The sequence below is a fragment of the Bradyrhizobium sp. OAE829 genome, from assembly GCF_040546575.1.
Classification (GTDB): domain Bacteria; phylum Pseudomonadota; class Alphaproteobacteria; order Rhizobiales; family Xanthobacteraceae; genus Bradyrhizobium.
Genome location: NZ_JBEPOE010000001.1, coordinates 1,307,141 through 1,326,122 on the forward strand (window position 1 = coordinate 1,307,141; position 18,982 = coordinate 1,326,122).

21 protein-coding genes are annotated in these 18,982 nt (G+C 63.7%); 4 read left to right on the forward strand and 17 right to left on the reverse strand.

The features are described 5' to 3' along the window. Positions 1-135: 135 nt before the first annotated feature. A complete protein-coding gene (locus tag ABIE49_RS06480) occupies positions 136-858 on the reverse strand; it encodes a Crp/Fnr family transcriptional regulator (RefSeq protein ID WP_354067409.1) in 723 nt (240 codons plus the stop codon). Between the two features lie 347 nt (positions 859-1,205). On the opposite strand from ABIE49_RS06480, the gene ABIE49_RS06485 reads away from it, so the two are divergent. Next, complete coding sequence (locus ABIE49_RS06485; RefSeq protein ID WP_192734096.1) at positions 1,206-2,030, forward strand: DUF72 domain-containing protein; 825 nt, start codon at positions 1,206-1,208, stop codon at positions 2,028-2,030. Positions 2,031-2,038: 8 nt separating this feature from the next. Here ABIE49_RS06485 and ABIE49_RS06490 read toward each other — a convergent pair whose 3' ends face one another. Continuing rightward, the gene (locus ABIE49_RS06490) at positions 2,039-3,013 is read right to left on the reverse strand and encodes a Bug family tripartite tricarboxylate transporter substrate binding protein (RefSeq protein ID WP_192734097.1); all 975 of its coding nucleotides are present in this window, start codon (positions 3,011-3,013) and stop codon (positions 2,039-2,041) included. A 181-nt stretch (positions 3,014-3,194) separates the two neighbouring features. Between ABIE49_RS06490 and ABIE49_RS06495 the strand changes: the two genes are divergently transcribed. After that, entirely contained in the window at positions 3,195-3,656 is a 462-nt protein-coding gene (locus tag ABIE49_RS06495; protein WP_192734098.1) for a DUF488 domain-containing protein, read from the forward strand. A 147-nt stretch (positions 3,657-3,803) separates the two neighbouring features. Here the strand turns inward: ABIE49_RS06495 and ABIE49_RS06500 are convergent, their stop codons facing one another. The 6 genes from ABIE49_RS06500 to ABIE49_RS06525 all read right to left on the reverse strand — a co-directional run bounded on the left by ABIE49_RS06500 (position 3,804) and on the right by ABIE49_RS06525 (position 9,780). Further along, positions 3,804-4,718 carry a PhzF family phenazine biosynthesis protein gene (locus tag ABIE49_RS06500; RefSeq protein WP_192734099.1) on the reverse strand — a complete coding sequence of 305 codons (915 nt, stop codon included), beginning with the start codon at positions 4,716-4,718 and terminating at the stop codon, positions 3,804-3,806. Between the two features lie 10 nt (positions 4,719-4,728). Then, positions 4,729-6,036 carry an adenylate/guanylate cyclase domain-containing protein gene (locus ABIE49_RS06505; RefSeq protein ID WP_192734100.1) on the reverse strand — a complete coding sequence of 436 codons (1,308 nt, stop codon included), beginning with the start codon at positions 6,034-6,036 and terminating at the stop codon, positions 4,729-4,731. Between the two features lie 108 nt (positions 6,037-6,144). Next, positions 6,145-7,311 (reverse strand): ABC transporter permease, encoded by a 1,167-nt coding sequence (locus ABIE49_RS06510; protein ID WP_192734101.1) that lies wholly within the window; start codon positions 7,309-7,311, stop codon positions 6,145-6,147. Further along, positions 7,308-8,252 carry an ABC transporter ATP-binding protein gene (locus ABIE49_RS06515; RefSeq protein WP_192734102.1) on the reverse strand — a complete coding sequence of 315 codons (945 nt, stop codon included), beginning with the start codon at positions 8,250-8,252 and terminating at the stop codon, positions 7,308-7,310. Before ABIE49_RS06515 ends, ABIE49_RS06510 begins: the two co-directional genes overlap by 4 nt. Continuing rightward, positions 8,249-9,049: an HlyD family secretion protein gene (locus ABIE49_RS06520; protein WP_192734103.1), complete on the reverse strand. Its 801-nt coding sequence runs from the start codon at positions 9,047-9,049 to the stop codon at positions 8,249-8,251. The genes ABIE49_RS06515 and ABIE49_RS06520 overlap by 4 nt, the downstream gene beginning before the upstream one ends. Then, a complete protein-coding gene (locus ABIE49_RS06525; RefSeq protein WP_192734104.1) occupies positions 9,046-9,780 on the reverse strand; it encodes a TetR/AcrR family transcriptional regulator in 735 nt (244 codons plus the stop codon). The genes ABIE49_RS06520 and ABIE49_RS06525 overlap by 4 nt, the downstream gene beginning before the upstream one ends. A 385-nt stretch (positions 9,781-10,165) precedes the next feature. On the opposite strand from ABIE49_RS06525, the gene ABIE49_RS06530 reads away from it, so the two are divergent. Next, positions 10,166-11,155, forward strand: coding sequence for a Bug family tripartite tricarboxylate transporter substrate binding protein (locus tag ABIE49_RS06530; protein ID WP_192734105.1), 990 nt, complete (start codon positions 10,166-10,168; stop codon positions 11,153-11,155). Positions 11,156-11,276: 121 nt separating this feature from the next. After that, the gene (locus ABIE49_RS06535; RefSeq protein ID WP_192734106.1) at positions 11,277-11,477 is read left to right on the forward strand and encodes a hypothetical protein; all 201 of its coding nucleotides are present in this window, start codon (positions 11,277-11,279) and stop codon (positions 11,475-11,477) included. A gap of 37 nt (positions 11,478-11,514) precedes the next feature. Here the strand turns inward: ABIE49_RS06535 and ABIE49_RS06540 are convergent, their stop codons facing one another. The 9 genes from ABIE49_RS06540 to ABIE49_RS06580 all read right to left on the reverse strand — a co-directional run bounded on the left by ABIE49_RS06540 (position 11,515) and on the right by ABIE49_RS06580 (position 18,850). Further along, on the reverse strand, positions 11,515-11,925 hold the full coding sequence (locus ABIE49_RS06540; protein WP_192734107.1) for a DUF2000 family protein: 411 nt from the start codon (positions 11,923-11,925) through the stop codon (positions 11,515-11,517). 100 nt (positions 11,926-12,025) lie between these two features. After that, a complete protein-coding gene (locus ABIE49_RS06545) occupies positions 12,026-12,415 on the reverse strand; it encodes a DUF4189 domain-containing protein (protein WP_409363368.1) in 390 nt (129 codons plus the stop codon). A gap of 186 nt (positions 12,416-12,601) precedes the next feature. Further along, a complete protein-coding gene (locus tag ABIE49_RS06550) occupies positions 12,602-14,206 on the reverse strand; it encodes an NTP transferase domain-containing protein (RefSeq protein ID WP_192734109.1) in 1,605 nt (534 codons plus the stop codon). Then, a complete protein-coding gene (locus tag ABIE49_RS06555) occupies positions 14,203-14,907 on the reverse strand; it encodes an XdhC family protein (RefSeq protein ID WP_192734110.1) in 705 nt (234 codons plus the stop codon). Before ABIE49_RS06555 ends, ABIE49_RS06550 begins: the two co-directional genes overlap by 4 nt. Then, positions 14,904-15,233, reverse strand: a complete 330-nt coding sequence (locus ABIE49_RS06560) for an XdhC family protein (RefSeq protein ID WP_192734111.1) — start codon at positions 15,231-15,233, stop codon at positions 14,904-14,906. Before ABIE49_RS06560 ends, ABIE49_RS06555 begins: the two co-directional genes overlap by 4 nt. A gap of 13 nt (positions 15,234-15,246) precedes the next feature. Further along, a complete protein-coding gene (locus ABIE49_RS06565) occupies positions 15,247-16,449 on the reverse strand; it encodes a vWA domain-containing protein (protein WP_192734112.1) in 1,203 nt (400 codons plus the stop codon). 103 nt (positions 16,450-16,552) lie between these two features. Then, the gene (locus ABIE49_RS06570) at positions 16,553-17,458 is read right to left on the reverse strand and encodes an AAA family ATPase (protein ID WP_192734113.1); all 906 of its coding nucleotides are present in this window, start codon (positions 17,456-17,458) and stop codon (positions 16,553-16,555) included. A 37-nt stretch (positions 17,459-17,495) separates the two neighbouring features. Next, on the reverse strand, positions 17,496-18,299 hold the full coding sequence (locus ABIE49_RS06575; protein WP_192734114.1) for an FAD binding domain-containing protein: 804 nt from the start codon (positions 18,297-18,299) through the stop codon (positions 17,496-17,498). 65 nt (positions 18,300-18,364) lie between these two features. Next, positions 18,365-18,850, reverse strand: a complete 486-nt coding sequence (locus ABIE49_RS06580; RefSeq protein WP_192734115.1) for a (2Fe-2S)-binding protein — start codon at positions 18,848-18,850, stop codon at positions 18,365-18,367. Positions 18,851-18,982 lie beyond the last annotated feature (132 nt).

Here is an 18,982-nt window from a genome sequence, read left to right on the forward strand (position 1 = left end):
CGCCCGTCTTGGTTATCCGGCGAGCTAAATGTCTATAAATTAGCCATTGCAACCAGACGGGACTCAGCCCGCAGACGTCCGGAAGCCCGCCGACATCAGCGGCGGTTTGACGCGGGACGCGCTTAGACCTTCACCTCAGATGTCGTCAGAGGCCGCGGCCTTGGCGAGCTTGCCGTCGCGGATATCGCTCAGCCTGTCCGCGTCCTTGATGACGAGGTTGGAGCCGTGCGCGTGCAGGATTCCAAGCTCGGTAAATCGCTTCAGGCTGATGGTGACGGATTGGCGCGTCACGCCGGTCATATGCGCGAGATCGGCATGCGTGAATGACGCGGCAATCAGCGATCCATCGCGTTCTTCAACGCCATACAGGTTCATCAGATGCAGCAGCAGCTGCGCCAGCCTTTCGGTCGGCGAGCGCGTCCCGAGCATCTGGGCGAGTGCCGAATAGCACTGGCCTTTGAAAGTCAGGCCCTCGATGATTCCGATCGCGAGCGCGGGGATCGTGAGCACCATCCGGCGCAGGATATCGCCCGGCAAATGCAGCACGGTGCTGTTGACGGCGGCGACCCCCGACCAGATGTGCAGGCCTTGCTTGAAGACCTCGGGGCCGCCGACGAAATTGCCGGAGTGCCAATAGGCGAGCGTGATCTCGCGGCCCGACGGGGCGATGTAGAACACCTTGATGCGGCCGCTCTCGATCAGGAAGATACCGTCTTGCGGACTGCCCTGGCTGAACAGCTGGGCGCCGCGGTAGAGCACTTTGCGTTTTCCGGAGCCCAGCACCTGCGCGATTTCGGACTCGGTGAGGCCATGGAACAGCGATGGCGGCCCGCTCCGTTGCGTTCCACCATCGGTCATCAGCAAGGCCCCGAACTGGGCTTGCCCGCCGCCCTTGGTCGCTTGTTGCGATGGTTGATGTTTGCCTGTCATGTATCCGCTCGTAGCCAACTCCGAACCTGCGTCGATATGAACGGAAAAGTTCCTGGGCCTACGGCCTGCTACATTGCAAAGGTTTGCAATTGGCGCGCCAAGTTCTGCGTGTATTGTCGGCTGAACCGGCGTCTGTGTCCATATATCGCGCCGCAGCGCCCGGCTTCTATCCCGCACTTCCGGACGATCATCTTTGCCTGCGGCAATCTGGCCAATTAGGTCCGATCTGGATTAAGATCGGCCCGCAATCATCCCTCCTTCGCAAAGAGCCCCCGGTGAGCAAACCTGCAAAATCGTCCGCCAAGAACAGCGGCAACATCTTTATCGGCATCGGCGGCTGGACCTTCGAGCCGTGGCGCGGTGTATTTTATCCAGAGAAGCTGACGCAGGCGAAGGAGTTGTCCTACGCCGCGTCGAAGCTGACCTCGATCGAGATCAACGGCACCTATTACGGCTCGCAGAAGCCGGAGAGTTTTCGCAAATGGGCGCGTGAGGTGCCCGACGGTTTCGTGTTCTCGTTGAAAGGGCCACGCTTTGCCACCAACAGGCGGGTGCTGGCGGAAGCCGGCGATTCCGTGAGACGGTTCTATGATTCAGGCGTGCTGGAACTCGGCGACCGGCTAGGCCCCGTGCTCTGGCAATTCGCGCCGACCAAGAAATTCGACGAGGCCGATTTCGGCAAGTTCCTCGAACTGCTGCCGCGCAAACTCGAAGGCCGCGCGCTGCGTCACGTGGTCGAAGTCCGCCACGACAGTTTTTGCGTGCCCGATTTCATCGCACTGCTGCGAAAGTTCGAAACGCCCGTCGTGTTCGCCGAGCACGGCAAATATCCTGGTATTGCCGACATCGCGAGCGACTTCGTCTATGCGCGGCTGCAGAAGGGCAATGACGAACTCAAGACCTGCTATCCGCCAAAACAGCTCGACGCCTGGGCGAATCGGTTTCAGGCCTGGGCCTCTGGAAGTGAACCCGACGACCTGCCGCGCGTCGATGCAGCCAAGCCGAAGAAGACGCCGCGTGACGTCTTCGCCTACGTGATCCACGAGGGCAAGGTCCGCGCGCCGACGGGCGCGATGGAATTGATCGAGCGGGTGAAGTAGGCTCCTCGTCAATCCAGCTTGATGCCGGCCTCGCGGATCAGCTTGGTCCAGGTCTCATATTCGGACGCGACAAAGGCATTGAGCTTGTCGTCGGGCACGTCCCAGACTTCGCCGCCGCTCTTCTCGAAGCGCTCCTTGAGGTCGGGCAATGAGGCGCGGATATCGCGGCGGAGCTTGGCGAGAATCTCCGGAGGAGTTTTGGCGGGCGCAAAGATTCCGAGCCAGGAATCGACATCGAGCCCGAGAACGCCGGCTTCCGACATCGTCGGCACGTCGGGCGCCAGCGGGCTGCGTTTGGACGCCAGCACGGCGATGCCTTTCGCCTGCCCGGACTGCACATGGGGTAGGCCTGCGGCCATCGAGTCAAAGAACAGATCGATGCGGCCCGCCAGCAGATCGGTGAACGCCGGCGGCGAGCCCTTGTAGGGCACTTCCAGCAGCTTCACCCCCGCAGCTTTCATGAAGGCCGCCGCCACCAGTTGCTGCCCGGTGCCGACGCCGGCGGTCGCCACCGAGATCGAGCCCGGATTGGCCTTCGCCGCGGCGACGATGTCCGCCAGCTTGGGCTGCGGCAGATCCTTGCGGCCGACCATCACATAGCCGAACTTGTAGACCAGCGCGACCGGCACAAAATCCTTCAGCGGGTCGTAGCCGAGCTTGGAATACAGCGCCGAATTGAATGCCATGTTGGAGAGCCCGCCGACGACAAGCGTATAGCCGTCCGGCTCGCTCTGGCTCGCCGCCTGCGTCCCCACGACGGTGCCGGCGCCGGGCTTGTTCTCGACCACGAAGCCCTGTCCCATGCGCTTGGAAAGCACGTCGGCAAGCTGCCGCCCGACCAGATCGTAGCTGCCGCCCGGACCGATCGGGACGATGATTTTCACGGGCCGGTCTGGATAGGTGCCCTGCGCCCGCGCTGCGCCGCCGCAAACCAGCAGCGCGACTGCGGCCATCCACGTCAGCGAGCGGCAAAATCCATGCATCGTATTTCCCCCGATATAACCGGCCATCAACAGGCGCTGTTTTCGCGACTATGCGACATGGCGCACCCGGCAGCAACGCATCTGGCGGCCGGGCAACTGCGGCATAACCTCCGCGGTTATGGAAATCCGTGGCGGGGTGACTTAGCCTGGCGTCGGGACATCACGGCGCCGGGACATCGAGATGGCACGCAGGAATCGCCTCTTCACCATCGGCTATGAGCAGACGCCGGCCAAGGCCGTGCTCGATGAACTGAAAAGCGCCGGCGTCAAACTGCTGGTGGACGTGCGCGCCGTGGCCGCGTCACGGCGGCCGGGCTTTTCCAAGAACCAGCTCGCGGCCGGCCTCGACGAGCGCGGCATTTCCTATCTGCATCTGAAGGGGCTGGGTACGCCGAAGACCGGCCGCGAGGCGGCGCGCAGCGGCAAATTCGATCTGTTGCATAAGATCTATTCGGCGCATCTGAAGACCACGCAGGCCAGGGAAGAACTCGACGAATTGTCGGCGCTGGTGAAGAAGTCAGGTCCGGTCTGCATTCTCTGCTACGAGCGCGACCATGAGCAGTGCCACCGGCAATGGATCGCCGAGATCATCGAAGACCGCGATGGCGTGAAGGTGGAGAATTTGGCGGCGAAGCAGGTGTAGCTGCCTCCCTCCGTCATGGCTGGGCACAGCCGTCTGAAAGACGGCGTCGCTTCCGCTCGCCTATGCCCGGCCATCAACGCCTTTGGTGCCGCAAAAAGAAAGACGTGGATGCCCGGGACAAGCCCGGGCATGACGAACCCTTACACCTCACCCCTCGCCCGCTAACCAAAACGTACCTTCCATCATATGCACACTGGCGCCGCCGACATGGATAGAGGCAACCGCGCCGTTTTGCTTGCGGACGCGCGTCAGCAGCAGGCTCGGGCGCCCCATGTCGACACCCTGGCCGATCGTTAGTTTTAGTTCGCCATCCTTCAACGGATCGATGTCCGCGAGCAGCGCCGCGCAAGCGGCGGTGGCACTGCCGGTGGCGGGATCCTCGGAAAGCCCGCTGGCGCCGGGATGAAACATCCGCGCCTGCAACTCGCAGGGTTTTTCGCCCGATGGCACGTCGCGCGTATAGAAATAGACCGCATCGCTGCCGTCGCACGGGAAGGTTTTTGCAAATCCCTCCGCATTCGGCTTCGCCCGGCGCAACGCTTCGCGTGAGGTGAGTTCGACGGCGAGGAACGCCAGCCCGACCGAGATGATCTGCGGCGGATGCCGATCAACCTTCACGTCGCTCGCCGGCAGCGACAGGCAGGAAGCCGCCTGTTCGGCACTGAGATGCGACATCCGCTTCAGCGGCTGCGGCGCCGCGAATTCGGTGCTGACGACCCTGCCCTGCTCGGTCGTAATCTCGACCGGGACGAGGCCCGCCCCCTCCTCGAACAAAAGGCGCGCCGGCGGTTTTGCAGCTTGCGTCGCCAGCACGTAGGCGGTGCCGACATTGGGATGGCCGGCAAACGGAAGCTCGCGGTTCACGGTGAAGATACGAACCTGCGCGTCATTGGCGCGGTCGGCCGGCGGCAGCACGAAGGTGGTCTCGGAATAATTGAACTCGGTGGCGATCGCCTGCATCTGCGCCGTGGACAACCCGCCGGCATCGAGCACTACGGCAAGCGGATTGCCGCCGAAGGCGCGATCGGTGAACACGTCGACGGTGATGTAACGCCGTTGCATTGCCATTCTCCTATGCCACTTTCCAGACCGTCACCGGCCGCTCATAGCCTCTGACCGGCACCTCGCCGAGCGCGACTGCATCGCGACATTCCTCTCCGAGCGCGTCATGGACCGCCGCCGAGATCAGGAACTGCGAATTGAAATCCTTGTTCAGCGCCTCGAGCCGGCTGGCGAAATTCACGGTGTCGCCGATCACGGTGTATTCCTTGCGCCGCGGCGAGCCGATATTGCCGGCGACGACCTCGCCGACGTGAATGCCGATGCCGATGCGCAGCGGCCAGCTGGACGCCTTATTGGCGCGCTCGTTCGCTTCAAGCATCTCGCGCGCAGCAGCCACCGCATGCTGCGCGGCGTTGCCTGCGTCGAAGGGGGCGCCGAACAGCGCCAGAAAACCGTCGCCGAGAAACTTGTTCACGATGCCACCATGGCGGTCGAGGATGTCGACCAGCACCGCGAACGCGCCATCGAGGCGGTCCACCACTTCCTGCGGGGTGCGGGTGCTGGCGCCCGCGGTAAAACTGCGAAAGTCGACGAACATGACCGCGACACGCCGGACTTCGCTGCCAGTCGCCGCGCCCTCGGCCATCAACCGCTCGACCACCTGCGGCGAGACGTGCTGACCGAACAGGTTGGTGATGCGGTCGCGCGCCGTCGCGGCGAGGATGCTGGCCTCGAACTGCCGGCGCAATTGAACGCCGACCGCGCCCGCCAGCATTCCGCAGATCAGGATGATGACGCTGCGCACCGAGTGATAATACAGATCCGGCGGCGGATCGGCGCTGCCGGCGCGATGATAGAGCATCGCCATGGCAAGCAGCTGGGCTGCGGCAACGAACCCGGTGAAGGTCGAGAGCCAGAAATCCAGCCGCAACGTCGACAGAATGACGAAGATGAAATAGGTCAGCGGCACCGCGAAGCCGAGCGCGTCCACCGGACCCATGCTGTCGATGTGCATCGCCAAAGCGAGCGTCGGCATCGAGGTTTCGACCAGCACACCGACATAGCGCCGGTAAACCGGCAGGTCCTGGTCCTTGCCGAGGTGCCGGGTGATGACGGAGTGAACCCAGAGTTCGAACAGAACGAACGGGACCAGGACGATGAAGAGCTCGCTCGGATCGAAGCGGCCGTGCCAGAGCTTCTGGATCGCATCGGGATCGAGAGCATGGACAATGAGGATCAGTACCCCGATCAGGACGGTGGTCCCGATCAGCGCCTTGATCCGGATCAGCTCGGTGCGCAGTATCTGCTGCGTCAGCGCGCGCTGAAAATCAGCCGACACCACCGGCTTCTCGCTTGTGTTGCCCCAGAAACCGAACATTTCCCCACCCTTGTCATTCCGGGACGATGCGCAGCATCGAACCCGGAATCTCGAGATTCCGGGTCTGGTGCTGGCGCACCATCCCGGAATGACATCAAATATACTGCATCAATCGAGCGTGCGACGGAAGCGGGTCACGGCGATCGTCATCGCCAAAAGCATCAGTGCAATGAGAGCAATGGTGTCGTACTGCAAATTCTGGATGGTCGCGCCCTTCAGCATGATGGCGCGGACGATGCGAACGAAATGCGTCAGCGGCAGACACTCGCCGATATATTGCGCCCATCTCGGCATGCCGGCGAACGGAAACATGAAGCCGGACAACAGAATGCTGGGCAGGAAGAACATCATCGACAGCTGCATCGCCTGCAACTGGTTCTGCACGATGGTCGAGAAGGTGTAGCCGATCGCAAGATTGGTGGTGATGAACAGCGTCGTCAGCAGCGCCAGCGTGGCCAGGCTGCCGAGAATGGGCACACCGAACAACAACACGCCGATGCCGATGATCAGCGTTGCCTGAACGAAGCCGACGATCACGTAAGGTATGATCTTGCCGAACATCACCTCGACCGGCTTGATCGGCATCGACAGCAGGCTCTCCATGGTGCCGCGCTCGATCTCACGGGTCACCGACAGTGCGGTGAAGATCAGCATGGTCATGGTCAGGATGGTGCCGACCAGGCCCGGCACGATGTTGAGCCGCGAGGACGCCGCCGGATTGTAGCGGGAATGGGCACGGATCTCGAACGGCGTCGATGGCGGATCGCCCGCCTGCAGATCGTGCGCCAATGCGGTCTGCACGATGCCGTTGAGCGTGCCCAGCGCCGAGCCCGCCGCCACCGGATCGGTCGCATCGGCGGCGACCAGCAGCGCCGGATGATCGCCGCGCCGCACCGCGCGCTCAAAGCCGCGGGGGATTTCGACGCCGAACAGCACCTTGCCGGATTGCAGGAGGTCGTCGAACTCGGCGACGCTGTGGACTTCATGGGTAAAGCGGAAGTAGGCGGTGTTCTCCATCGCCTTGAGGATCGAGCGCGCCAGGTCGCTGTCTTCCTGCAGCAACACCGCGGTCGGCAAATGGCGCGGCGTGGTGTTGATCGCAAAGCCGAACAACACGAGCTGCATCACCGGCAGCATCACGATCATCGCGAACGAGACCCGGTCGCGGCGGAGCTGGATGAATTCCTTCACCAGCATCGCATAGCTGCGCCACCAGAAACCGAATGACGGCTCCCGCACATTGCGGCGCGCGCTGTTGGTGTCGGTCGTACTCATTGGAAATTGTCCTTTGAGCGGCTCATCAGGTCGATGAACACGTCTTCCAGCGACGGATCTCCATGCTGCCAGTTCCACCCCCTGTTTTCCCGGTAGGGCGCGACGCTGGATTCGAGCGCGGCCTTGTCGCGGCCGGAGACGTGCAGGCTGGTGCCGAACGGCGCCACCATGTCGACGCCGGGCTTGCCTGACAGTTCAGCGGCAAGACCGTTGAGATCGTCGCCGGTGACCGTCCAGGTCGACAGCGCCGATTGCGCGATCACCTCGTCGACCGTGCCATGCGCCAGCAGATTGCCGTAGGCGATATAGGCGATCTCGTGACAGCGCTCGGCCTCGTCCATGTAATGGGTGGAGACCAGCACCGTCAGGCCGTCGGCTGCGAGCGCATGGATCTCGTTCCAGAAATCGCGCCGCGCCTTGGGATCGACGCCGGCGGTCGGCTCGTCCAGCAGCAGCAATTGCGGGTTGGGCAGCGTGCAGGCGCCGAGCGCCAGCCGCTGCTTCCAGCCGCCGGAAAGCTCGCCCGCGAGTTGTTCCTCGCGGCCGTTGAGACCGATGCGCTGGATCATGTCGCGCGCCGCTTGCCGCGCGTTGGGCAGGCCGTAAAGCCGCGCCACGAACTCCAGGTTTTCGCGCACGGAGAGGTCCTGATACAGGCTGAAGCGCTGCGTCATGTAGCCGACCTGGCGCTTGATCTTGTCGGCCTCGCGACGGATGTCGTAGCCAAGGCAGGTGCCCTCGCCGGAATCCGGCGTCAGCAGGCCGCAGAGCATGCGGATGGTCGTGGTCTTGCCGGAGCCGTTGGGACCGAGGAAGCCGTAGATCGAGCCGCGCTTGACCTGCATCGAGAGGTTTTGCACGACCGCCCGGCCGCCAAACGATTTCGACAGACCCTCGACATTGATCGCAATGTCAGGCGCGGTTGATGGGGCTGAATTCATCGCTTGTCCGCCACCGGTATCGGCGCATTGACGAACACGCTGATCGGCTGGCCGACGCGCAGACTGGCCGGCTTGTTCGGTCGCGCCTGGATCAAATAGACGAGCTTGCTGCGCTCATCGAGGCTGTAGATGACCGGCGGGGTATATTCCGCCGTCGTCGCGATGAAGTAGATTTTTGCGGTGAGATCGCCCGCGCAATTGTCGCAGGTCACCTTGACCTCGTCGCCGATCGCAAGCTTCGCCAATTGCGTCTCCGGCACGAAGAAGCGCAGCTTCATGTTGCCGGGCGGCATGATCGACAACACCGGCCGCTGCGCCGGCACCATCTCGCCTTCGCGGAAATAGATTTGCTGAACGGTGCCGGCGACCGGCGCGAAACCGTTGCGCCGGGCCAGCCGCGTCTGTGAAGTGTTGACGCGCGCCTCCGCCACACGCAGCGCCGAGACCGCGGAGTCGAGATTGGCCTGGGTGCCCGAACCGGTCTTGGACAAAGACGCCGCACGGTCATAGGTCTGCTGGGCATTGGCCAGCGTCGCATTGTGCTGGTTGAGGTCGGCCTTCTGCAGTTCGTCATCGACCGAATAGATCTGCATGCCGGGCTTCACTTCGTCGCCCTCCCGCACGCTGAGCTTGGTCACGCGCCCGGATTCGTCGGGGCTGACGAAGATTATGTCGGCTTCGACCCAGCCCTGAAAGCCGGGATCCTTGCGCTCCTTGCAGCCGGCCAGCACGGCGGCCAGCGCGAGCACGGTGAAAATGGTCGACGCTCTTAAGAAGGTCTTGCGCGACGAAGTCATGTCGTCCTCCGTTCGCCAAAAATCAGATCGAGATGAACGCGAAACATCTCGTTCGCATCGAGTGGCGCGTGTTTGCTGAACAGGCTTTGCCAGATGATCGCGACGATGGCGGGCGCCACGAGGATCTGCGGAAAGCGCGCCAGATTCTTCTGCTGGATTTCGCCGCTAGCGACGCCGAGTTCGATCAGCGCGCGCATGCCGGCGATCCCCTTCGAGACCACTTCGCGGTAGTAGAAATCGGCGATATCGGGAAATCGCGGCCCTTCGGCAACGATCAGGCGCACGATGTCGCCACGCCGCGTCGTCACCACGTCATGGATGAAGGCCCGGGCAAACTTCTCCACCATGTCCCGGATCGAGGCGCCAGCCGGCGGCGGCCCTGCCGCGGCAAGACGGTTGACCAGCGGAACGATCGCGGTCCGGATCAATTCCTCGAACAGCGCTTCCTTGTCCTTGAAGTGCAGATAGATCGTGCCCTTGGCGACGCCTGCCCGCTTGGCGACGTCGTCGAGCCTGGTGGCGGCAAAGCCGCGCGCGATGAATTCATCCATCGCCGCCTCGATAATGGCCCCGCGTCGCTCGGCGGCGCGTTCGGCCCGGTTTGAGGCGGGTTTTGCGGGATCAACCTTCGCCGAGACCACTTTCGGGCTCTTGGCGGCGGCAGACCTGATCAGAACGCGGCTTTTGGCCGGTGTGGACGGGCGTCGGGTGCTGGGGCGTGTTTTGCTCATGTCCCTTATATGACTGACCGGTCAGTCATTGTCAATATCGGACTGAAGCTGCCGTTTTCACGTCCCCGTGAGGATTTGGTCGTTCAGCCGTCATTGCGAGCGCAGCGAAGCAATCCATCTCGCCCGCACTCGCGCGACCCAAACACGGGCTCGCCTTCCGCGGCCCGAAACGCCCCGAGTCCTTGAACAGATTGCCCTCGATTAGAACGCAGAGATGCCGGATGCGCGCTGCATCCGTGGTCTAACGTGAAAATCGAACAAAGAAGCGCACGCGAGCATGCATATTCACCGCGGACGTCCCCGCGCTGCGCCAATCTGTCCCGTCTTTCACGCATGGCGGAAGCCGGACGATGCGATACCCTCCCCGCCAATTCAGGGAGGAATCATGTCAACGAAATTGAATCGCCGCCACTTCATCGCTGCCGGTACCGCCGCTGCCGTGGCGCCATTCCTGGTGCGCGGGGCCTCGGCGCAAGGCGCATGGCCGTCGCGGCAAATCCGGATGGTCTGCAGCTACCCGGCGGGCGGGCAGACCGACCTCCTGGCGCGCGGCTTCGGCGATTACATCTCCAGGCAGGTGGGAAAGACCGTCGTCGTCGAAAACAAGGCGGGCGCCTCCGGTTCGATCGGTGCTCAGGAAGTCGCACGCGCGGAGCCGGATGGCCACACCATCCTGTGCTCGATCTCGACGACCTTTGTGATGAACCGGGTCATGATGAAGAACCCCGGCTATGACATGGACAAGGACCTGGCGCTCGTCAGCATCATCCCGGGCGCCGGGCTGCTGCTGGTCGCAAGCACGAAATCGGGCATCAAGACATTCGACGACTTCGTCGCTTTCGCGCGCAAGAGCGGCAAGATGAACTTCGGCACCTACAGCGCCGGCTCTTCCCCGCACATCACCATCAATGAACTCAACAAGCAGTATGGCCTCAACATCGAGCCGATCCACTACCGGGGTGAAGCGCCGATGTGGACGGGCATCGCGGACGGCACCCTCGACGTCGCGATGGGCAGCTACACGGCCGCGCAATCCGTCCTGCAAAGCAACGCCGGTGTCGTGTTCGCGGTGCATTCCAAGAAGGTCGACGCGATTCCTAACGTGAAGACCTTGCCTGAACTCGGCGCGACCTCGAAATTCTTCACCGTGAGCGGTTTTTCAGGCTGGGCGGTGCCGAAGGCGACGCCGCAGCCGATCGTCGACCGGTTGTCCGAACTCTGCGTGGCCGCCAATAACGATCCGAAGGTGAAGGAAATTCTGTCTACCTTCGTGCTCGAACCGGCGATCGGCTTCAAGGAAAGCAACGCCTTGTATCAGCGCGAATTGCCGGTCTGGATCGAGGCCGGACAGGCGCTCGGCTTGCCCCCCGCCTGAATTGGCCGCAGCCATCTTGCCGGAACCAGCGTGACATCCGGCACAGATGGTCGGCCTTGATTGGCGTACCCTGGCGGCCTGAGGTGAGCATGAATCTCACCGAAGGTCGCAGGGGTGCAACATGACCAATTCGAGCCGTGAAATTCGTGAACTGAACATCGAAGATCTCGATCACGTCGCCGGCGGAATGCTCTCGCTGGGCGTGATCCGCGCGTATTTCGCGACCCACACCGCCAGCGTTTTTCTTGGCCCAGTGATCGGCACCGCGATCGGTTCGTCGATCGGCGGGGGCGCTGCGAGCGGTGGCGGCGATTCCGCCTGACGGCAAAGCCGCCAACCTGCAGGCAGGGACACGTTTCCTAGCTGTGAAACTTCAACCCATCGACGATCTTGTCGATCACCTTGCGCTCGGCGCGCATGGCGAGCCCCACGAGATTGAGTTCGGCGCGGATCACCGCTTTCACCACCTCGCGGTTGGCGGCGTCATGCGTGGTCTTGAACATGTCCTCGGTATAGACCGCAGGCGTCACGTCCCGCGCCAGCGCGCGTTCGAGCGCGCGCGACAGCGCGGCGCGATCGGCACCGTAGATCAGGATCGGCTGGCCGATCAGCGACAGATATTTGGTGCCGGAGCCGTCGCCATAGGGCTCGCCGATGCATTCGGGAAACGAAGCGGCAATGCCGCCGGCCAGGAACGATGCCACGTTGAGCTTCTGCCACGGTTCAAGATCGGCCCGGATCACGACCGCGATTTTGGTGTCGAATTGCATGGGGTTTTTCCACTGTCATTCCGGGGCGCCGCAGCGGCGAACCCGGAATCTCGAGATTCCGAGTTCGCATCTACGACGCGCCCCGGAATGACGCAAGAGGTCACCCCTTGGCGTCGCAGGCCCAGGCGCGGATCACGCATTCCTTGCCGCCGAATTCGTAGCACTTCTTGGTCGCGGCGTTGAGCGAGCTCGAAATCTTCGGCTTCACGGCATAGCCGTGGGCGCCGCAGGGCTTGGCCATGTCGATGGCGAACGCGGCGCAGGCGCGCTTCATGGTCACGGCGGTGCAGTCGCCCTTGCATTGCTTCAGCGCGGCAGCCCGCGCGGTCTCTTCGGCAGGATAGTCATAGGCCTGGCCATAGGCGCCGCATTTGCCGACCGCCAACGCGCCGGCCGCCCAGCTTTCAGTGACGAAGCGCGACGCGCCGATCACCAAAGTAAGCGCGAGAATGAACAGCGCGCGGCGCTGCGCGGCAGCGGTCGAAACGATCAAGGCCCCATCCCCCAAGACAGCGGGCGGAATCTAGCCGGGAGGGAGTTGAGACTTGGTGAACGGAAGGTTGAATTTTGGGGGGCGTAGGGTGGGCAAAGGCGCGCTGCGCCGTGCCCACCATCTCTCTAAGATCGTCGTCGTAAATGGTGGGCACGCTTCGCTTTGCCCACCCTACGAACCCGTTTAACCCCGCCTTGCCGCTTCCAGCGCCTGCGGCGTGTCGATATCGAGAAACGCGCTTTCGCCCTCGACCGGGACTTCAGCCACGGCTTCGGCATGCTTGGCGATGAGGTGGCGGGCGCCGACGTCGCCATCCAGCGTCATCAATTCGCGGAAGAAGCGCCGCGACCACAGCACCGGATTGCCGCGCCGCCCGTCGCTGACCGGGACTGCGATGAGATGGCCGCGATCCGGCTCGAACGCCTCGATCAGCCGGTCGATCAGCTTGGCATCGATCAGCGGCATGTCGCCGAGGCAGACCAGCGCGCCGTCGGCAGTCACCGGCACCGCCCCGATGCCGGCCTTGACGGAGCTTGCGAGCCCGCCGGCGAAATCCGGGTTGCGGACGAATTTCACTCTCAAGCCGGCCAGTGCCTGCTCGACCAGATCAGCCTGATGGCCGGTGACGACGATCACCTCCGTCGCCTTCGAGGCCAGCGCATGCTCGGTCACGGTCCGCACCAGCTTGTTGCCGTCGAGTTCGGCGAGCAGCTTGTTGGGGCCGCCCATCCGGGTCGAACGTCCGGCCGCGAGCACGATCGCCGCAACGTTGCGGCTGGCTTCGGTGTCGGCAACGGTGCGCGGCTGCGGCCGCGTCACGATTTCCATCAGGAGGCCGCCAACACCCATGCCGGTGAGTTCGGCGCGCGTCACCTTCAGTCCCGCGAGCAGGCGCATCAGCACCCAGTCAAAGCCGTTTTCGACCGGCGAGCGCGCGCAGCCTGGCGCGCCCAGCACCGGCACGCCGCCGGCGCTGCCGATCAGCAGCAGATTGCCGGGATCGACCGGCATGCCGAAATGCTCGATCGCGCCGCCGATTTCGGTAATCGCCGCCGGGATCACGTCGCGGCGGTCGGCAATCGCGGATGCGCCGAAAACGATCACGAGTTCAGCGCCAAGGCCGAGCAACTCCTTGATCGAGGCTGCCAGCACCGTCTCGTCATGCGGCACGCGGCGCTCGGCGATGATGGCGGCGCCCGCCGGCGCCAGTCGCTCGGCGGTAACGCGCAGGGTTTTCTCGATGACCTTCGGCGCGAGCCCCGGCAGCAGAGTCGAGACCACGCCGACGCGCTTGATGGTGTAAGGCGCAATCCGCAGCGCGTTCTTGCCGGCGACGGCGACGGCCGCGTCGCGCAGTTTCGCTTCGACGCCGAACGGAATGAGCTTGACGGTCGCGATCATCTCGCCTTCGACCACCGGCTTGAAGGCGGCCAAGGTTGCAAAGGTAATGGCTTCATCGACGCCGTTGATGCGATCGACCGCGGCGCGATCGACCACCAGCACGCCGGCCTGGGCGGCGAACAGATTGGAACGGCCGGTAAAGGCACGCTCGACATTGACGCCCTCGCCCGCAACCGCCTGCGCGATGCTGGCGGCCGCGACGTCTTCGGAGACGTCGCCGTCTTCCAGCCGGACCACGACGATTTCCTTGACGCCGGCCTTGGTCAGCGCCTCGACTTCACCGGGACCAATGGACGTGCCTTTCTTGAGCACCAGCGCGCCCTGGCGAAGCGTATGCACGGTGACGCCGCCAATCGCGTCGGCCGGACTGGCGGGGCCGAATTTCATGCCGCCTGCTCTTTCACGTTTTCCTTCGGCAGCCGCAGCTCGGCGGTGATCTCGGCCATGATCGAGACAGCGATCTCCGACGGCGACACCGCGCCGATGTTGAGGCCGATCGGCGCATGGATGCGTGCGATGTCAGCGTCCGATGCGCCTTGCGCCTTCAGCCGCTCGGCGCGCTTGGCATGAGTCTTTCGCGAACCAAGCGCGCCGATGTAGAAGCAGTCGCGCGCAAACGCATGCAGCAGCGCCGGATCGTCGATCTTGGGATCGTGCGTCACTGCGACGAACGCGGTGTAGTGATCGACATTGAGCGGCGGCAGCGCGACGTCGGGCCATTCGGCGATCAGCGGCACATCCGGAAAACGCTCGGGGCTGGCGAACGCCGTGCGCGGATCCACCACCGTCACGTCGTAATCGAGCGAGCGCGCCAGCGGCGCCAGCGCCTGGCTGATATGGACCGCGCCGACGATCACGAGCCGCGCGGTCGGCGCGTAGACGTTGAGGAACAGTTTCTTGCCGGCGGCCTCGATCATGCCGCTCTTGCCCATGCGCAACTGCTTTGAAAGCTCAGCCCGCAGGGGATCGGATGCGATGTCTTTTGCCTTTACGAGGCGCTGGTCGCCATTGGCGGTATCGGTGATCACGATCACCGGCCGCCGCGCGGCGCGCTCGATGTTCACTTCGGAAAGAGTTTGGAGCTTCACGACTGGCCTACCTTCTCGACGAAGACACGGATGGTGCCGCCGCAGCTTAGACCGACATTCCAGGCGGTCTCGTCGGCCACGCCGAATTCCAGCATCTTGGGCTGGCCGCTCGCGATCACGTCGAGCGCCTCGGTGACGACGGCGCCCTCGACACAGCCGCCGGACACCGAGCCTAAGAACGTGCCGTCGTCATTGATGACCAGGCTGGAGCCGGCCGGGCGCGGCGCCGAACCCCAGGTTTCGACCACGGTCGCCAGCGCAACGCCATGACCGGCCTTTTGCCAGGCCTCGGCGGCCTGCAGGATGTCTTCGTCGCGATTGAGCATAGCGGGCCTCTTTTCAAGCTGCCGATCGGATCACGCTGCGATGATGGGGCGGAGGCGGCGCCGAAAGCGCCGCAATCAGCCCTTCCATTGAACTCAAATTATGCACCGGGCGGAATTCGTCAACGTGCGGCAGCATCATTTTGATGCCCTGCGCCTTGGCCTCGAAGCCGCCATAGCGCAATAGCGGGTTGAGCCAGATCAGACGGCGGCAGGACCGGTGCAGCCGGTCCATCTCGAACGCCAGTTTGTCGTCGGCCTCACGCTCCAGCCCGTCCGAGATCAAGAGCACGATAGCGCCCTGCCCGAGCACGCGCCGGCCCCACAATTTGTTGAACGAGTGCAGCGAGGTGGCGATGCGGGTGCCGCCGGCCCAGTCCTCGACCGAGGACGAGCAGCGCGCCAGCGCCTCGTCGGGATCGCGCGCCCTTAAACTGCGCGTCACATTGGTCAAGCGGGTGCCGAACAGGAACACCGAGACGCGCTTGCGCGCATCCGTGATGGCATGGAGGAAATGCAGGAACAGGCGGGTATATTCGCTCATCGATCCCGAGATATCCAAGAGCGCCACGATCGGCGCCGGCTTGTCGATCCGCCCGAGCTTTCGGATGTCGATGATCTCGCCGCCGGTGCGCAAGGAGGCGCGCAGCGTCCGGCGCATGTCGAGCTTGAGCCCGCGCGCGTCCGGCTGGTAGCGGCGGGTGCGCAGCTCGGCCTGCGGCAATCGCATGTCCGCAATCGCACGCGTCACTTCGGCGATCTCGGCCGCGCTCATCTGCGCGAAATCTTTCTTCTGCAGGATCTCCTTGTCGGAGACGGACAGCCGCAGTTCCTGCTCCTGGGCCTGCGGGGCCTCCTCGCGCATCGAGGGTTGCGCCAAAGCCTCCTGCACGCGCCGCGAGGCCGGCGGTGGTTTCTTCTTGGCGTGGTCCGGCAGCGGCACCGAATCCAGCATCGACTTCCACTCTTCGGCGGCGCGGAAGAACAGGTCGAAAGCCTGCTTGAAAATAAGCGCATGTTCGTGACGCTTGACGAAGATCGCTTCCAGCGTGGTGTAGACGTCGGCGCGGTTGCCGATCTCAATCACCTGCAGCGCGTTGAGCGCATCGATGACCGCACCCGGCCCGACCGGAATGCCGGCCGCGCGCAACGCGCGGGCAAAGCCGACGACGTTGTCGGCCATTTGGCCGGTTGGCGGGTTGAGGTGGTCGATGGCCATCGTAGCACTCGGTTTATCCCGTCATTCCGGGGCGATGCAAAGCATCGAACCCGGAATCTCGAGATTCCGGGTCTGGTCCTATGGACCATCCCGGAATGACAAGTCAGTCGCTCGTCGCTTCCTTCAAAACCTTCTGCAGCGTGTCGCCCTGCATCCGCGCGATGTCGTCCTGATACTTCAGGAGCGCGCCCAGCGTGTCGCCGACGACTTGCGGCGTCAGCGAGCGGGCGTCGAGCTCGGTCAGCGCGGTGGCCCAGTCGATGGTCTCGGCAACGCCCGGCGACTTGTAGAAATCCTGATCGCGCAGCGCCTGCACGAAGCGGACGACCTGCTGCGACAGCTTTGCGGAAATATCCGGAACGCGCGATTTGACGATCGCAAGCTCGCGCTCGGCATTGGGATAATCCACCCAGTGATAGAGGCAGCGGCGCTTCAGCGCGTCATGGATTTCGCGGGTGCGGTTCGAGGTGATGATCACGATCGGCGCTTGCGGCGCCTTCACGGTGCCGAATTCCGGGATCGTCACCTGGAAGTCCGAGAGAATTTCCAGAAGATACGCCTCGAACGCCTCGTCGGCACGGTCGAGTTCGTCGATCAGCAGCACCGGCGCGCCGGCCACGTCCGGCTCCAGCGCCTGCAGCAGCGGCCGCTTGATCAGGAAACGCTCGGCGAAAATATCGCTGGAAAGCTGGTCGCGGTCAGTGTCGCCGCCGGCTTCCGCCAGCCGGATCGCGATCATCTGCGCAGCGCTGTTCCACTCATAGACCGCGGAGGCAACGTCGAGGCCTTCGTAGCACTGCAGACGGATCAGTTTGCGGCCAAGGGCAGCCGACAGCACCTTTGCGATTTCGGTCTTGCCGACGCCGGCCTCGCCTTCGAGGAACAGCGGCCGCCCCATCCGCAGCGACAGATAGGTCACCGTCGCCAGCGATCGCTCGGCGAGATAGCCGCGCGAGGTCAGCAATTCCTGCATCGCATCGACGGATTTCGGTAGCGCCGATGCACTCATGACAAAGCCAATCTTGCTGAGCCGGGAAACGGCAAACTTACTTCGCCGTCGCAGCTTCGACGGCGCGGCGCGTCAGCACGCCGATCAAATGCGCGCGATATTCGGCGCTGCCGTGCAGGTCGCTGTTCAGCCCTTCGGCCGGAACGGAAACGCCGTCGAGCACCTTGTGCGAGAAGCGCTTCTTCAACGCCTCTTCGAACGGTTCGGCGCGGAACACGCCGTCCGAACCGGCGCCGGTGACGGCGACGCGGACATCCGACGGACGCTTGGCGACGAACACGCCGACCAACGCGTAGCGCGAGGCCTGGTTGCGGAATTTGATATAGGCAGCCTTCTTCGGCACCGGGAACATCACCTTGGTGATGATCTCGTCGCTCTCGAGCGCCGTCGTGAACAGGCCCTGGAAGAACTCTTCGGCCTTCAGCCGGCGCTTGTTGGTGACGATGGTGGCGCCGAGCGCCAGCACCGCGGCAGGATAATCCGCCGTCGGATCGTTGTTGGCGAGCGAGCCGCCGATGGTGCCTTTGTGGCGCACCGCAGGATCGCCGATCATGCCGGCGAGTTCGGCCAGCGCCGGAAGGGCTTCGCCGACGATAGCCGAGGTCGCGACCGCGGCGTGCTTGGCGGTGGCGCCGATCACCAGCGAACGGCCCTTCATCTCGATGCCGTCGAGGCCTTCGATATGGGAGAGATCGACCAGATGCGGCGGGCTGGCGAGCCGCTGCTTCATGACCGGCACCAGCGTGTGGCCGCCGGCGATCACCTTGGCGTCTTCGTTCTTCACCAGGAGATTGGCGGCCTGACGCACGGTCGCGGGGCGATGATATTTGAATTCGTACATGAGAACTTCCTGATCGCGGTCGCGATGAATTCGATGATGCGAGGCGGACTTAAGCCAGGTCGGATTTAAGCAAGGTCGGATTTGGCCATCGCCTTGGCGCCGGCGGCGATCGAAGTCACGATGTTCTGATAGCCGGTGCAGCGGCACAGATTGCCTTCGAGCTCTTCGCGAATGACGTGGTCCGAGAGGTCGTTGCCCTTGCGGTGCACCAAATCGACCGCGGTCATGATCATGCCGGGGGTGCAGAAGCCGCATTGCAGGCCGTGGTGCTCACGGAAGGCTTCCTGCATCGGATGCAGCGGCGCGCCGTCGGCGGCCAGGCCCTCGATGGTGCGGACTTCATGGCCGTCGGCCATGACAGCCAGCGTGGTGCAGGATTTGACCGCCTTGCCGTCGAGATGGACGACGCAGGCGCCGCACTGCGAGGTATCGCAGCCGACATGGGTGCCCGTCAGCCGCAGGTTTTCGCGGAGAAACTGGACCAGGAGGGTACGGGGGTCGACATTGGCGTTTACGGGATTGCCGTTCACGATCAGGGAAATCTTGGCCATCAGCACTCTCTTGAGCTGCACTGCCGCATATCGGCTGCGCAGGCGTTTAAAATCGTTCCAAGGCCATAATATGGGCCATCCCGGCAATGAGCAACCGTGGCAGTCACTCACTTCCGGCATGGCCAGATGCGG

Coding starts and splice junctions, on each gene's coding strand:
- ABIE49_RS06480 (WP_354067409.1), bottom strand. CDS start 858: ATGACCGATGGTGGAACGCAACGGAGCGGGCCGCCATCGCTGTTCCAT.
- ABIE49_RS06490 (WP_192734097.1), bottom strand. CDS start 3,013: ATGCATGGATTTTGCCGCTCGCTGACGTGGATGGCCGCAGTCGCGCTG.
- ABIE49_RS06495 (WP_192734098.1), top strand. CDS start 3,195: ATGGCACGCAGGAATCGCCTCTTCACCATCGGCTATGAGCAGACGCCG.
- ABIE49_RS06500 (WP_192734099.1), bottom strand. CDS start 4,718: ATGCAACGGCGTTACATCACCGTCGACGTGTTCACCGATCGCGCCTTC.
- ABIE49_RS06505 (WP_192734100.1), bottom strand. CDS start 6,036: ATGTTCGGTTTCTGGGGCAACACAAGCGAGAAGCCGGTGGTGTCGGCT.
- ABIE49_RS06510 (WP_192734101.1), bottom strand. CDS start 7,311: ATGAGTACGACCGACACCAACAGCGCGCGCCGCAATGTGCGGGAGCCG.
- ABIE49_RS06515 (WP_192734102.1), bottom strand. CDS start 8,252: ATGAATTCAGCCCCATCAACCGCGCCTGACATTGCGATCAATGTCGAG.
- ABIE49_RS06520 (WP_192734103.1), bottom strand. CDS start 9,049: ATGACTTCGTCGCGCAAGACCTTCTTAAGAGCGTCGACCATTTTCACC.
- ABIE49_RS06525 (WP_192734104.1), bottom strand. CDS start 9,780: ATGAGCAAAACACGCCCCAGCACCCGACGCCCGTCCACACCGGCCAAA.
- ABIE49_RS06530 (WP_192734105.1), top strand. CDS start 10,166: ATGTCAACGAAATTGAATCGCCGCCACTTCATCGCTGCCGGTACCGCC.
- ABIE49_RS06535 (WP_192734106.1), top strand. CDS start 11,277: ATGACCAATTCGAGCCGTGAAATTCGTGAACTGAACATCGAAGATCTC.
- ABIE49_RS06540 (WP_192734107.1), bottom strand. CDS start 11,925: ATGCAATTCGACACCAAAATCGCGGTCGTGATCCGGGCCGATCTTGAA.
- ABIE49_RS06550 (WP_192734109.1), bottom strand. CDS start 14,206: ATGAAATTCGGCCCCGCCAGTCCGGCCGACGCGATTGGCGGCGTCACC.
- ABIE49_RS06560 (WP_192734111.1), bottom strand. CDS start 15,233: ATGCTCAATCGCGACGAAGACATCCTGCAGGCCGCCGAGGCCTGGCAA.
- ABIE49_RS06565 (WP_192734112.1), bottom strand. CDS start 16,449: ATGGCCATCGACCACCTCAACCCGCCAACCGGCCAAATGGCCGACAAC.
- ABIE49_RS06570 (WP_192734113.1), bottom strand. CDS start 17,458: ATGAGTGCATCGGCGCTACCGAAATCCGTCGATGCGATGCAGGAATTG.
- ABIE49_RS06575 (WP_192734114.1), bottom strand. CDS start 18,299: ATGTACGAATTCAAATATCATCGCCCCGCGACCGTGCGTCAGGCCGCC.
- ABIE49_RS06580 (WP_192734115.1), bottom strand. CDS start 18,850: ATGGCCAAGATTTCCCTGATCGTGAACGGCAATCCCGTAAACGCCAAT.